Source organism: Burkholderia sp. Bp9090, from assembly GCF_003857985.1.
Lineage (GTDB): Bacteria > Pseudomonadota > Gammaproteobacteria > Burkholderiales > Burkholderiaceae > Burkholderia.
In genome coordinates this window covers 12,075-25,947 of sequence record NZ_QTPV01000025.1, presented here as the reverse complement: position 1 = coordinate 25,947, position 13,873 = coordinate 12,075, and the positions used below count along the sequence as shown (strand labels likewise).

Annotated in this window: 14 protein-coding genes; 6 read left to right on the top strand and 8 right to left on the bottom strand. The window is 63.2% G+C overall.

Features of this window, described 5'->3' with window-relative positions:
* Positions 1-398: 398 nt before the first annotated feature.
* Genes DIE16_RS21925 through atsR form a run of 3 tightly spaced genes read left to right on the top strand, consistent with a single transcriptional unit; the run spans position 399 to position 3,650 of the window.
* Entirely contained in the window at positions 399-1,280 is an 882-nt protein-coding gene (locus DIE16_RS21925) for a helix-turn-helix domain-containing protein (protein WP_124487059.1), read from the top strand.
* Positions 1,281-1,328: 48 nt separating this feature from the next.
* Positions 1,329-1,829, top strand: a complete 501-nt coding sequence (locus tag DIE16_RS21920; RefSeq protein WP_124487060.1) for a molybdopterin-dependent oxidoreductase — start codon at positions 1,329-1,331, stop codon at positions 1,827-1,829.
* Between the two features lie 9 nt (positions 1,830-1,838).
* Complete coding sequence (gene atsR / locus DIE16_RS21915) at positions 1,839-3,650, top strand: hybrid sensor histidine kinase/response regulator AtsR (RefSeq protein WP_124893380.1); 1,812 nt, start codon at positions 1,839-1,841, stop codon at positions 3,648-3,650.
* 58 nt (positions 3,651-3,708) lie between these two features.
* Here the strand turns inward: atsR and DIE16_RS21910 are convergent, their stop codons facing one another.
* A complete protein-coding gene (locus DIE16_RS21910; RefSeq protein ID WP_124520877.1) occupies positions 3,709-4,128 on the bottom strand; it encodes a secondary thiamine-phosphate synthase enzyme YjbQ in 420 nt (139 codons plus the stop codon).
* 10 nt (positions 4,129-4,138) lie between these two features.
* Positions 4,139-4,465, bottom strand: coding sequence for a thioredoxin family protein (locus tag DIE16_RS21905; RefSeq protein ID WP_124487063.1), 327 nt, complete (start codon positions 4,463-4,465; stop codon positions 4,139-4,141).
* Positions 4,466-4,751: 286 nt separating this feature from the next.
* On the opposite strand from DIE16_RS21905, the gene DIE16_RS21900 reads away from it, so the two are divergent.
* The 3 genes from DIE16_RS21900 (at position 4,752) to DIE16_RS21890 (ending at position 7,334) form a co-directional block, all read left to right on the top strand.
* Entirely contained in the window at positions 4,752-5,480 is a 729-nt protein-coding gene (locus DIE16_RS21900; protein WP_124893379.1) for a flavin reductase family protein, read from the top strand.
* A gap of 53 nt (positions 5,481-5,533) precedes the next feature.
* On the top strand, positions 5,534-5,866 hold the full coding sequence (locus DIE16_RS21895) for a DUF2322 family protein (protein ID WP_124893378.1): 333 nt from the start codon (positions 5,534-5,536) through the stop codon (positions 5,864-5,866).
* Positions 5,867-6,290: 424 nt separating this feature from the next.
* Positions 6,291-7,334 carry an acyltransferase gene (locus tag DIE16_RS21890; protein ID WP_124893377.1) on the top strand — a complete coding sequence of 348 codons (1,044 nt, stop codon included), beginning with the start codon at positions 6,291-6,293 and terminating at the stop codon, positions 7,332-7,334.
* A gap of 354 nt (positions 7,335-7,688) precedes the next feature.
* Here the strand turns inward: DIE16_RS21890 and DIE16_RS21885 are convergent, their stop codons facing one another.
* The 6 genes from DIE16_RS21885 to DIE16_RS21855 all read right to left on the bottom strand — a co-directional run bounded on the left by DIE16_RS21885 (position 7,689) and on the right by DIE16_RS21855 (position 13,717).
* A complete protein-coding gene (locus DIE16_RS21885) occupies positions 7,689-8,267 on the bottom strand; it encodes a hypothetical protein (RefSeq protein ID WP_311769726.1) in 579 nt (192 codons plus the stop codon).
* 145 nt (positions 8,268-8,412) lie between these two features.
* Positions 8,413-8,961 (bottom strand): hypothetical protein, encoded by a 549-nt coding sequence (locus DIE16_RS21880; RefSeq protein ID WP_124893376.1) that lies wholly within the window; start codon positions 8,959-8,961, stop codon positions 8,413-8,415.
* Between the two features lie 8 nt (positions 8,962-8,969).
* Positions 8,970-9,968 (bottom strand): hypothetical protein, encoded by a 999-nt coding sequence (locus DIE16_RS21875; RefSeq protein WP_124893375.1) that lies wholly within the window; start codon positions 9,966-9,968, stop codon positions 8,970-8,972.
* 427 nt (positions 9,969-10,395) lie between these two features.
* Entirely contained in the window at positions 10,396-10,875 is a 480-nt protein-coding gene (locus DIE16_RS21865; protein ID WP_124893373.1) for a hypothetical protein, read from the bottom strand.
* Positions 10,866-11,552 (bottom strand): pilus assembly protein, encoded by a 687-nt coding sequence (locus DIE16_RS21860; protein WP_185735498.1) that lies wholly within the window; start codon positions 11,550-11,552, stop codon positions 10,866-10,868. Before DIE16_RS21860 ends, DIE16_RS21865 begins: the two co-directional genes overlap by 10 nt.
* Positions 11,549-13,717, bottom strand: a complete 2,169-nt coding sequence (locus DIE16_RS21855; RefSeq protein WP_124893419.1) for a TcfC E-set like domain-containing protein — start codon at positions 13,715-13,717, stop codon at positions 11,549-11,551. Before DIE16_RS21855 ends, DIE16_RS21860 begins: the two co-directional genes overlap by 4 nt.
* Positions 13,718-13,873 lie beyond the last annotated feature (156 nt).

Below are 13,873 nucleotides of genomic sequence, written 5' to 3'. Positions count from 1 at the left end.
GCAGCAGCCGCGGCGCCGGCAAACGGCGAACCGTTTCCACTTTCCTCATGTTTTATTTGCGCCGCACTGCTTCGCGCTATCCCGCCCGCGCGGGCGCGTACCCGGCTTGCGCGCGGCGAGGCGAATACAATTCACCCACGCCGACACGCAGTCCAAGGCTCTCTCAGGCTCTCTGTGGCTCTCTTCGAATCGTTCAGTCACGCGCTGGCTGCCGCGTTTCGCCGGGCCGAATGTGTCGACACCGGCCCCCAAACCTGACGCGACAAACAATAGTGACGCGGTGAGCAATAATAATGGAGAAAAATGGCATGTCAAGGTGATTCGCATTTTCAAAGTTTGCGTATTGCGTCACTTTTGAATATGCTCTTCGTCGCTCAAACCCAGGAGACCCCATCGAGATGCCCAATAGCGAGCAGGCCAACGTCGATCTCATCACCGCCACCAAGGTGCACGATCTGCTGACGCGCAACGGCATTCCGCCGCGCAGTCACAACACCACGATCGCGAACGTGCTCGGCCTCAGTTTCTCGGTCGTCACGCGCAAGATGAAAGGCCTGATCCCGTGGAACCTGTCGCAGTTGCAGGACATCGCGACGCACTTCGGCGTGCCGCCCGCGATCCTGCTCGACGACAAGGGCACGCAACCGGCCGCCGCCGAGATGATCGATGCGACGCTCGTGATCGAGTCGCGCCGCTTTCGCTGCCGTGCGGCGATCTCGGCGAAGGCCAGCAGCCAGATCGACACGGATTTCGTCGCGCTGCAGTGGCAGGGAGAATGGATCGTCACCGAACGCCAGCACGCGCGCGAAGGCCGCCTCTATCCGGTCGACGTGATCGAACTGCGCTCGAGCCAGCCGACCGTCTACGCGGCGCGGATCGCGGTGGTCGACGATTCGCAGGACGTCGCCGAAACCGTATGCGAATACTTCCTCGAAAAAGGCGTGAACGCGATTCCGTACTACGACGGCGCGTCGTTCCGCAAGGCGCTGGAGCTCGAGGATTTCGACGCCTACATCCTCGACTGGATGCTCGGCGACGAGACCGCGGCCGAGCTCGTGCGCGGCATCCGGTCGAGCGAAAACGGCGGCGCGCCGATCTTCCTGCTGACCGGCAAGATCTCCACCGGCGAGGCGAGCGAGGACGAAATCGCGCACATCGTGTCGCACTACAACGCGCGCTGCGAGGAGAAGCCGGTGCGCCTGCCGATCCTGTTCGCCGAAGTCGCCCGCGAACTGAAGCTCACGCAGCCGGCGCCGGCCGCGGTCGCCGCCGCGAATTGAGAGCCCCCGAAAACCCATCACCACGCGCACACGAACGAAGGGACCGACATGCGAATTTCGACCATCTGGATCAAGAGCCTGCTCACCGCCGGCCTGCTCGGCATCGCCGCCGCGAGCTGGGCCGCGTCGTTCACGTTCACCGTCGACGGCAAGATCGGCCGCAGCAACCAGCCCGGCAAGACGGTGTTCGTCTTTACCGAGCAGGCGCTGATGGCGCTGCCGCAGCACACGATCGTCACGTCGACGAGCTGGACACCGAAGGCGACCTTCACCGGCCCGCGCCTGTCCGACGTGCTGAAGACCGTCGACGCGCACGGCACGCAGATCGAGTTCCGCTGCATCGACGAATACACGTTCACGATCCCCGTGTCCGATGCCGACAAGTACGGCGTGATCCTCGCGCGCACGATGAACGGCAAGGTGCTCGGCAACGACAACTACGGCCCGCTGTGGATCATGTATCCGCGCGACCAGTACCCCGACGAGCTGAAGACGCCGCTCGGCGAAGCCAAGTTCGCGTGGCAGATCATCGGCCTGACCGTGAAGTAAGCGCACGGCATGATGCGCGGGCGGTGGAAGAACAGAAAAATCATCCTGGTCCTGGGATCGCTGTGGATCCTGGGATTCGCCGCGTGGGCATTCCTGCTGTGGGACCTGCTCGCGACGTCGGTCAACGAGGGTGTGCTCGAGGGGCCGCGCGAAGGCGTGTTCTGGACCGCCGCGCAATACCGGAACGCGTATGCGCGCTTCGACCGGCAACTGATCCTCTACTCGACGCACGTGGACGACGACTTCGACCACGTTCAGATGCAGCTCGACAGCCTGTCGGTGTCGTTCGGGTTCCTGCAGCGGCCGTCCGAAGTGTCCGAATACTGGCTGCGCATCCCGCGCGCGCGTGCCGAAATCGCGGTGCTCGGCGCATTCATGGCGCGCCTGAAGCACGACGTGCCGCTGCTGCGCGATGCGCGGAACGATGCGCCACACGTGATCGACGACGTCAACGCGTACTGGCCGAAGGTCAACGGCCTCGCGAACTACTTCCGCGCGATCGAGATGGCGCAGCGCGACTTCACGTTCCATCAGCTGAAGGAAAAGCAGCGGGCGATCCTGTCGCTCGGCATCATCCTCGGCGTGATCCTGTGCGCGCTGTTCCTGCTGCTGTTCTATACGATGCGCACGCGCGAAGACCTGCTCGAACGACAGGACGCGGCGCTCGATGCGGAGCGCAAGGCATCGGATCGCGCGTTCGAGATGATCGAGGCGAAGAACGCGTTCCTCGGGATGGTCAGCCATGAACTGCGCACACCGCTGCAGGCGATCTGCGGATCGATCGAGATCCTGCTCGCGCGGCCGCAATCCGACGCGAACCTGAAGACGATCCGGCGGCTGCAAAATTCCGCGTCGTCGCTCGAAGCGCTGGTCAAGGATCTGACCGACTACATCAAGCTGCGCTCGACCAAGCGCCTCGCCGAAACCGAAACGGTCGACATGGCGTCGCTGCTCGCCGAGGTGCTCGATCCGCTGCGCGAGAAGATCGCGGCCAAGCGGATCGCCGTCGCACAGCGCGTCGAGCCTCGCGACCTCGCGATCCGCTCCGATCGCAAGCTGTTGCGTCAGGTGTTGTCGAACCTGATCGAGAATTCGGTGAAGTACACGGTCGACGGATCGATCGACGTGTCGATCGCGCTCGTCGACGCGCCGGCCGGGCGGCAGTTGAAACTCGTCGTGCGCGATACCGGCGCCGGCATCGCGAAGCAGCATCTGTCGAAGATCTTCGAGCCGTTCTACCGCGCGAACGACGCGGTCGGCCTGCATGTGGACGGCATCGGGATGGGGCTCGCCGTCGTGCGCGAGATCGTGACGACGCTGCGCGGCCACGTGGACGTGCGCAGCGTCGTCGGCGAGGGCAGCGAGTTCGTCGTGACGCTGCCTGTCGAGGTGCCGGATGCCGGCGAAACGGCCGGCGACGCGCCGGCGTGGCCGGCCGCCGCCACGCACCGCAACCGCCGCGCGCTCGTGGTCGACGACAACGACAACGCGCGCGAAACGCTCGGCGCGATGCTGTCGGCGCTCGGCCTCGACGCCGATCTGTGCGGCACCGGCCAGGAAGGCGTCGCCCGTTTCGGCGACACGCATTACGACCTCGTCGTGCTCGATCTCGAGTTGCCCGACCTGAGCGGCTTCGAAGTCGCGCACCGCATCCGGATGGTCGCGCAACCGGACGACGACGGAAAGTTTCCGTCCATTGTCGGTGTCAGCGCATATGAATCGGCCGCGCTGCGCGAGAACCAGCGGGTGTTCGACGAATTCCTGCCGAAGCCTGTTCACCTGCGCGAACTTGGCGCGCTGGTCGAGAAGCTGCTCGGCTGAGCGTGGCCGCGACGCGTGACGGGCGGACCCTCTGACCGCCCGTGGCGCGGTTCCGCGCCTACTCGCCGATCAGATGCAGCACGATATCGCGACGATGCGGGGCGCGACGATGCTCGAACAGATAGATGCCCTGCCACGTGCCGAGCACCATGCGTCCGTGCTCGACCGGGATCGACAGCTGCACCTGCGTGAGTGCCGTACGCAAATGGGCGGGCATGTCGTCGGCGCCTTCGGTGTCGTGCTCGTAACGCGTGTCGTCCTCGGGCGCGAGCGTCGCGAAGTAGCGTTCGAGATCGCGCTGCACCGACGGATCCGCGTTCTCCTGGATCAGCAGCGAGGCGGACGTATGGCGGCAGAACACGGTGAGCAGGCCGGTGCGAATCGACTGCTGGTCGACGAACGCGCGCACCTGCGGCGTGAATTCGACGAGGCCGCTGCCGCGCGTGTCGACGGCGATGTGCGTGATGGCCTGTTGCATGGCGATGCCTTCAGGCCAGCGCGGCGAAGCCGTCGGCTTCGATCTGCCGTGCATCGGCGGGGCGCACGACGCGTGCGACCTCGACGCCGTCGCGCAGGAACACCAGGGTCGGCCACAGCTTCACGCGGAACGAACGGCCGAGCGGGCGGCCCGGGCCGTCCTCGATCTTCAGGTGGCGCACGGCGGGGTGCGCCGCGAACGACGCCACGATCGCGGGTTGCGCGCCCGCGCAGATCCCGCACCAGTTCGCGCCGAATTCGATGACGGTCGCGCCGGCGAGTGCGTCGACTTCCGCGCGCGTGGGCGCTTCTTCGGAATAGCGTTGCGGGGTGTGCATCGGTGCCCTCATGTGCGATTCTGGAACGTGATCGCGCCGGGTCGGCGGGTGCGATCGGCGATGTCCTACTGTAGCGGAAAAGCCGGCGCGATGCCGGCGCGCGGACGCGCAAACCCTCCGTCGCAATGGCCGACGCCTTCCGCCCGCCGCCTGCGCATGACGCGCAATTCCCGTTCCTCCATCGCGCCGCCGCCCCTGCTGATGACACGACAAGAATCGGAGCGCCGCGCGGCCGCGACGGGATCAGCATGCGGACTGACCCCTCAACGAAACGAAGGCCTCGACCATGAACGCTCCGCATCGCGTCACCGAACCGAACATCCTCTATTTCGGCACGCCCGTCGTGCTGATCAGCACGCTGAACGAGGACGGCACAGCAAATCTTGCGCCGATCTCGTCCGCGTTCTGGCTCGGCTGGCGCGGCGTGATCGGCATCGCCGCCAGCTCGCAGACCACCCGCAACCTGCTGCGCACCGGCGAATGCGTGCTGAACCTGCCGTCGCCGGCGCAGGCGCACGCGGTCGACCGGATCGCGCGCACGACAGGCACCTGTCCGGTGCCCGACGGAAAGCGGGCCAAGGGTTATGTTTACGAACCCGACAAGTTCGGCACGGCCGGGCTTACCGAGGCGGCATCGCAAACCGTGTCGCCGCCGCGCGCGCTCGAATGCCCGGTTCACCTGGAAGCGGTCGTCGCGGCCGCGCACGGCCTCGCAGACGAAACACCCGACCTGCGCGGCAAGATCACGCTGTTCGAGCTGCGCATCCAGCGCGTGCACGTGCATCCCGACCTGCTGATGGACGGCCATCCGGACCGCATCGATCCCGACAAATGGTCGCCGCTGATCATGAGCTTCCAGAAGTTCTATGGACTCGCGCCGCATCAGGTACACGCGTCGCGGCTCGCCGAGATTCCCGAGCGCGCGTATCGCAGCCCCGACATCGAGCGCTCGCGCGACGCGGCCGCGCCGGCCGCGCCGGCCGCGCCGGCCGGTACGCCACAGCCGATCGGATAAGATACGGCCGGCCACCCTCATTGGCCCATGACCGAACCGACGGAGTGTTTTCAGTGATTCAAGCTACCCCAGTATTCAAGGACAACCTCGCGCAATTGCCGGCCATCGACGGCATCGCACGCATCGATCTCGTCGGCGCGAACGGCGACGTGGTCGCCACCATCGAGAACCAGCCCGGCAAACAGGGTTCGCTCGCCGTGTACCACTACCTGAAGCAGGCATTCGGCACGCTCGACGCGAAGGCGGCCGAGCATGGCCTGGCCGTGTTCGCCGAGCACACCGCCGATGCGCGCAACCGCCCCGGCGCACACCCGAACGTCGATCGCCTGCTCGGGATCGCCGCCGGCGGCGAAGCGCTGCGCATCGACGTCGTCGCGAAGGGCTGAGCGACAGACGGGGCAATGATGCCGCGCCTCGATGCGCGGCACGCACATGCATCTCGCCAATGAGCGCGGGTGTATGCAGGATCGCCGTCCCGCCCGCACCGGCCGGGACACCCGTGCCCGCGTTCAACGCGATCGATGACGGCCTCGCCCCCCGTCATTTTCACGATTTGCTGTCCTGATTCAAACCCTCCTCCGCGAAAATCGCCGGCCATCTCGACGGCAAATCACGTCGACCGTCATTCGAAGACGCCGAAGCGCTCGCGACACATCCCACCGCCCGCCAAGCATGTAGGCCCATCGCGGCACGCAGGGCAGGTCGGTCGGCGTTCGTGCCGGGCGCCGATAACGGCGCCGCAAGCGGTGACGAAGCGCACGTGCCTCCGTCCGCCATCTCGCCTTCGCGGCGCACGGTCCGGAGGTACAGATGAGCGCAAACATCCGGCGCCAGCCCATCTACCTGAACATCCAGTCCGCACGGGCGCTCGCCGCGCTCGCGGTGGTCGCCTATCACTTGCACGTGCTGCCGTCCGGGCAGGCCGGCGTCGACGTCTTCTTCGTGATCAGCGGCTTCATCATGTCGTGCGTCGCGCCATACGAGGGGCGCGACTTTCTCGTCAAGCGCCTGATCCGGATCGTGCCGCTCTACTGGGTGACGACGCTCGGCATCTACGCGATCGCGCTGCTGCGTCCTCACTGGCTGAACACGACGACGGCGGCGCCCGACTATCTCGTCAAGTCGCTGCTGTTCATCCCGTACGTAAAGGAAAACGGCCATTGGGGGCCGCTGAATCTCAACGGCTGGACACTCGAGTACGAGATGCTGTTCTATCTCGTCGTCGCGGCCGCGCTCGGATGCATGCGCGCACGTCGTGCGACCGCGTTCGCCGCGCTGACGCTCACGTTGCTGTGCGCATGCGTAGCGGCTGTCGACCCACGCGGCGCGACCGTCGTCGGCCATCTCGGTCAACCATTCGTGCTGGAGTTCGGTCTTGGCGTCGTGGCGCACGGCGTGCTGCAAACCGGCATCGTGAAGCGGATCGCCGCGCCCCTATGGGCTGCCGTCGCCGTTGCCGCCATCGCGGCAATCCCGCTGCTGCAGATGCGCTATGGCACGCCCGAAGGGTTCGCGCGGGTCATGCTGTGGGGCGGCCCCGCGTTCGTGCTGAACGTCGCGCTGGTCGCGCTCGACAAGTGGGGTTGGACGATCGCGAACCGCACCGTGGTGGCGCTCGGTTCTGCCAGCTATTCGATCTATCTGATTCACCCCTATGTCATCGGCACGGCGGGCAAGCTCATCGGGCTGCGCGCCGATCTCCACACGTGGGCGGGCTTTGCCGCCACGTGCGCCGTGCTAGGCGTGGTCTGCCTGTCGGGCTATGTCTGCCATGTCTGGATCGAAAAGCCGATGCTGACGGTGCTGAACCGGAGGCTCCGGCGTGCACGCGGGCCGGTTGAGCCGTCAGCGTAATCGCTGGCCGGAGGTGGCATGCATGGTGCGAGAGGGATGGGTCGCGCGCGAATCGCTGTACTGCGTATCGCAAGAACCGGGATGCGTGTCGCCGGCGAGGTCACGCCGGCGCGAGATCACACGCGGGCAACATCGAGGGATTCAGCGGCTACCGCAGGAGAAAGGGGAAACTCATGGAAGCGTCACCAGGTTTCCGAACCATCAGGAAACCTGGCCTCCATATCACGCTCGGCAACGATTGCGAGCCTGTCGGTCGGCTCGTGCATCAGCGTCCAGGGGTACACGCCATGTCATTCGGGGAATGCAGGCGATATGCGAATGGAGCGGTTGTCCATTTCGCATCGAAACGCCGAATTATCCCGCGTGGCCTTCACACGCCGGATACCCCGGAATCTTCACGACGCGCCCGTGCACGGGCAGCGGCACGCCCGGATAGACATTGAAATCGTCGAGTTTATGGCCGTCCGCCTCGGCGCCCGTTACGGCGTAGCGCACGGTACCTGTCGCGGTTACGCGCGCGCCGTCGGCTTCGCACGTGACGGAAAGCGTCTGGCGCTCCTTCTCGGGCAACTGGCGAACCAATCCGCTGAATCCGAGATTGACGACGATATTGGCAGTCGCCGCCTTTTTCTCGGTCGCCAGCACCTTGACGACCGGCTTGACGTCGAGCCGGTAAACGGTCTCCGTCTCGACCGCGCGCAATGGCTTGAGCGTGATCGTCTTCGTCTGGCCAGGCGAAAGCGTCATGCGGAACGGATACGCATAGATGGACGGATGCGTCGATTCGCCAACCGGTTCGAGCCGCTCGTCTTCCAGCGGCACGCCCGGGTTCAGCAGTCGCGACAGCGAAATGCTCACGTACTCGGGCCGATCGCTGTTGTTGACCACTTGCACGGTCGTCGCCTTCGCGTCGACCTTCACTTCTTTCGGCATCAGGTCAATTGCGGCGAACGATGGCGCGGCCATGGACAGGCAGCCCGCCGCGCAAACGCCGAAGAATACGGAAGAAAGCTGCTTCATGTGCATGTGTCTGTCATTCAGTAAAAGATTGGGGCGTGCCGGCCGTGACGATCGCTCGTCAAGGCGCCTTGACGACCGGCTCGAATGTCATCGACAACACACCGGTGTATGTACCCACCGTGCTCTTGAAATCGCCTTCCGGCGGATAGGCCGAAATGGCGAGACCGTAGTAGCCCACCGAGTCCGTACCGGCCACGGGTGGCGCCGGGTTCTGGAACTGCACGTTCTGGCCGACCGACAGCGCCTTCGGTTCCGCACCTTCGTTGCCGAGAAGCACCTTCGGCGACCGGAACACCTGGGTGGCGTTGGACTGGTTGCGAATCGTCAGCGGGTCGTCCATGCGAACCTGGAACGTACCGCTCGTCGATACGACTTTCAACCGCGCCTGCACTTCATACGGCGTCGTCCAGCCACCGAGCTGCTGCATTTCCAGACCGTTATCGAACCAGCCGCCCTTGTCGTCGGTCACGGTCAGCAAGTCTGGTTTGACCACTTTCGCCGTGATCTTGCTCGTGGTCTTTCCCGAGAGGTTCACGGTCTGCGGCAGCGCGACGGCGGGCACGAACAGCAGCGCAATCAGCGCGTTACAGAGTGTGGACGTTTTCACGAGGTCTCCTACGATTTGGTGATGACAGTGAACGTCAGTACATCACTGTAATCGCCGCTTTTCACGGACGGGTCGACCGTGGTCTTGAAGGTCGGAACAAAGCAGGTTCTGCCCGAGCTATTGAGCGATAGCGCCTTGTTGCTCGCATTCGGCAACGACACATTCGACGTGCCGCTATCCAGCGTCAAGCTATAGGGTATGAGTTGCGTTGCGTCCTTCAGGTTTTTGAGGCGATAGCGGTTGTTGACAACGCCATTGGCACTGCCGGCGTTGATGACGAACTGCTTGCCGCTCACCGCCGCACCCGAATAGGTAAAACAAAGCTGATCCGAACTGTTCGGGAAAACCTTCTCTCCATTCCCCTCGGGCAGCTCACCCAGATTCCAGTCCGGAGCCGACATGGTCATCGCAATCGGCATGGGTGGCGCCGTGCCCGGATCCTTGATGACCCGGCAGCTTCCGCCTTGGTCACCACGCGCTATATAGGCAGCCCCAGTGATTTCCGCAAAATCATCCCCGTTCGTGTAATGCCCAGCCCAAACGGCAATAGCCGGCCAGCTAGCAACCTGGTCGTTATTGATCCGGATCCTAACTCTCGCGATAAAGGGATTGCGGTTATACCATCCCCCATAGTACATAGAATAAGACGGGTTGTTGTAAACTTGTGTGGCTGCGCTCCCCCCCATGGTGACTTTGCTTTTATCGATAATGTTGGTACTCGGACCAGCAACCCCATTTTTATCATACCAAGAAATCAGTAACGCTCGCGAAGTAAAACTCCACTGCCCCACATGCCCACTAACAGACTTATAGTCGATGTTCACATCAATAATGCTTGTCCCATCCCCTTGGTCAATCCAATAACAATTACTATAGCCATTACTTAAATCGGTTAATAGCAAAGCAGCAGTCGCGAGTTTAGAAATAGCCGTCAGACACAACGCCACTCCGACCCTGGATAGATTGCGCCACCCACCGATCTTTACGCCTCTAATCATCCCGTTCATATCATCACTCGTGTTATTCGATCTTTCGTTAGCTTCATAGAAGCACGACCGCCTGATACATCCCTGTCACGGCGCCTTGACTACCGGTTCGAACCTCATCGACAACACGCCACCATAGGTACCGGCTGTGCTCTTGAAATTCTCTTCGGATACTCTGCATAAGCTCGAATCAAGAGTGGTTGCCGTTTTAACAGGGAGCCATGCGATGCGACGTCAGCCGATCAGAGCAAAGAGAACCTCGCCGGCCTCACCGAACCACATTCGCAGGTCGAGCCCAAGGCATAAGCGCCTGTCAGGAACGCGGTCGGCCCCAGCAGCGAACAGCTTGCCGCCCGCTATCCACGGATTGGACAACGCAAACAACGTCACGAGTTGTGCGGTGCTCTTCCTCAACCCGCGATAGCGGACCACGACAATCCGGCTCCGGTTACCTCTGATGAGGCATCTGATAAATCACGACGCCATATCCAACGCTGATGACAAGCGGTGCCTGCGTCCCCGATATGTCAGCCGCATCTACAACAATCCGCTCTCTCGGCCGGAACGTCAGACGCCATACCTGCGCCCGCGTCGGTGTGCCGAGTTCTTTCAGCATCACTCGATATTTCTGCCCCGGCGCCAAGGCAAGACGGGTTGGGGATACCAGCAGCGTTGGGCTCGGCGCTTCAGAAACCGGCAACAGACGTTCCGGCATTTCTCCCGGATTCGTCACCAGCTGCTGCGTCACATCGAGGTATAACGGCGTATCCCCGACGTTTTCGGCCCACAATTCGGGCACCGGCTCGTCCGGCGACAGCGTCAGTTCCGTGCGGGACAACTTCAAAATCCCCGCCGCCATGCTGCTGGTACAGCACAGCGCGACGAGCATGCCCAGCACCCAACGCCGCATGTGTTTCATCACGGGCATTCCAGCGTCATCGGCTTTTCATCGACGCGCAACGACATCCGCTTGGTCTCAAAATGCTGCGGCGTGCCGGGGAACACTGCAACAGTCTGCGGGGAAGCCGACTGGCCGACCTTCACGTCGTTGAAAATCTGGCGAATATTGCCCGTGCTCTCCAGCGTCATCCCGCCACCCTCGCAGCGGTGCGTCCAGCCCGACTGCTGCTTGCCCGGCGGCGGCATATGCCGCACGAGCACGCCGTAACCGATCGCGACCGACATCGGCGCCGTGATCTTGTCTTGAGGCGCGTCATCGACCTTGAGCGACCGTACCGGCAAGATGTACAACCGGTAAAGCGCTTCCTGCTGCGGCTCCGCGAGCGACTTCAGGACGATCGCGCGCGTCTGCCCCGGGCCGAGCGTCAACTTGTCCGGGCTGGCCAGCAGGCCGGGATGCTCGAGATCGCCCAACGCGACCTTGTTTTCCGGCGTCTTGCCCGGGTTCGTGACCTTTTGCACCGACACGTTCAGATAGAGCGGCGCATCGCCCATGTTCTTCACCGTCACCTTCTGCTCGTGCGCGTTGAACACCTTGGTCGTCGCGGGCATCACCATCAGCTCGCCTTCGGCATGGGCCGGCTGGATCGTTGCCAGCAGCAGCCCGCACAGCGCGGGCAGCATGGTTCGCAAATTCATGTTCATTTCGTTTCCTCTCCTGCATTCGTATCGGTCGTGAGCTTGCAGCTGTAATTGCTGCCCTTCGCGTCCCTCAGGTCGCAGTTGTAGCGGCGATCGTCGCGCTGCACCGTGACCACGCTCAGCATCTTCTTGCTGACGATCGAGAACAGTCCGTTCCGGTGGACCGTATCGCCGGTTTCCACTACTTTCCCGTCGATGGGCTTGCCGTCGGCGTCCGTCAGGAAGCCGCTGTAGATCATGTTGATGTCGACCCGCGCCTTCGCCGAATACACCTGCCCCGGATGCGCGCGGACGACGTTTGCCGGCACCTCGATGTTCATGTCGAGATCCTGGCTGCTGCTCTGCACACGGGCGAACGCGACATCGTTGTATGCGTTCAGCGGCACCGCATAGGTACTGCCGCCCGCAACCGGGGCACCCTCGACGTTGAAGCCGTATTTCATGCCGTCGAGCTTCGGCGTCGTCAGCAGCATTGCGCTGCCGCTCGGGCTGTAGCGCCCGAGCGCGACGCCATCCTTGTTCGCCGCCACCATGCCGCGGTAGTTGAAGTCGACGTTGCTGCCTGCGCTGCTGTGGCCGAGGTTCAGCGACGCGTCGCCGCGCGTGCCGGAACGGCTGCCGTATACATTGACGCCGTAGTCGTTGCCGATGCGGTTCGCGTTCAACCCGATCGACGACGTGCCGAAGCTGTCCTGGAAATCCTTGCGGACGTCGCCGCTCAACTGCGTCTGCCCGCCGGAATGCGCGGCGCTGAAGCTCGCCTGCACCTTGTCCAGCATCATGGTCATGTTGAAGTACACGCCATAGCCGCCGTTGCCGCGCTGGAACCCGCCCTTCTGCACACCCAGTGCGAAGGTGCTCCACAGGCCGTTCGGGCGATAGTTCCAGCGCACTTCCGCCTGATGGGCCGAACCGGAATTCGACTGCTGGTAGTTGTAGCCGACGGTTGCCTTGCGGATGGTGCGGCTGTAAGACACCGCCGTGCTCGGCTGCCCCCGATAGAAGCGCGACACGTCGGTGTTCTGGTAACGGCTCACCATCAGGCTGCCGAACGCTTCGCTCGCCAGCGAAATGTTCGCGTAACCGCCGACGCCCCGCTCCCCGCTCAGCACGCCGAGCGTGGGTGCGACGTCGATGCCGGCGATTTGCGTCGGGCGCGTCACGTTCACTTCCGCGGCCCATTTCCCGTCGCGCCCCGCCAGCATCGACGCGTTCACATAGAACTGCTTCAGGTTTCGACTCAGGCCGGCCTCGACCAGAAACCCGCCTTCGTCCATGTCCTTGCCGGCCGTCACATGCCACGAATTGCCGCCGCCCGCTGCCCCGAAGTTGAGGTTGTTGATTTCGCGGGTTTCGCGGGCAACCACGTTGCCGTTTCGGTCGACGAGACGCACTTCCACCGAGTAGTAGCCGCCCGGAAGATCGGCGAAGCTGATCTCGTTGCGGCCGATCGCGGCCGGCCGCTTCATGATCAGGCGGCCGCCGCGGTAAAACTCGTAATTCCCTTCCGCGGTCGCATAGAGAATCAGCGACCCGGCATTGTTGTTGACCTGCAGGTGTGTCTGGCTGCCGACCGTCACGAACTGGTCGAAGCTCGGCGAAAGCAGCGTACTGACCGACCCCGACGCATAGTCGATGTTGTTCTGCTTGCCTGCCCGCACATACGTGCCGGCAAAGTTCTTCTGCAGGTAATACGACGATACGCCGCGCGTGCCGCCGCTACCGTAGCGCGACGACGTCTGGTTCGCGTACCAGCTCACGTAGCCGAAGCTCTGCGACGGCAGGCCGACCCAGGTGTTGCCGTTGAAGTTCACGGCCCGGTAGCCATCCGACGCGGCGCGCAAGTCCAGTGACTGATTGTTGACGATGCCAAGGCTCGTCTGCGGCGCGACATAATCTTCGCGCTTGTCGCGAATCGAAATCGACCGCTTCATCTTGTCGACGGTAACGTAGTAACCGTCGACCTCGACGTCGCAGCCCTTGCTGCAACGCTTGTAATCCAGTTTCGAAACGACGTTCGTTAAGGTGCGGACATCCTCCGCGGAAACGCCGTTTTCCTCATACTTGCCCGCATCGAACGTGAGGGCGCCATCCTCCGGCGAAAAACCGATGAACCCCGGTAGCGTCCGTCCTTTGAACGTCGCTACATAGTTCGCGCTGTCGTCCATCTCGGCCGCGCTGAACCCTTCAGGCACTCCGTACGAGACCTTAAGTTCTGCGAATGAGTGCGACGAAATAAAAAGAAACGCACCCAGCCACAGCTTGTTGAATCGGAAGGGAACTTGATCGGCGAACACGTTATCTCTTATGGCGGATTTGGAAGG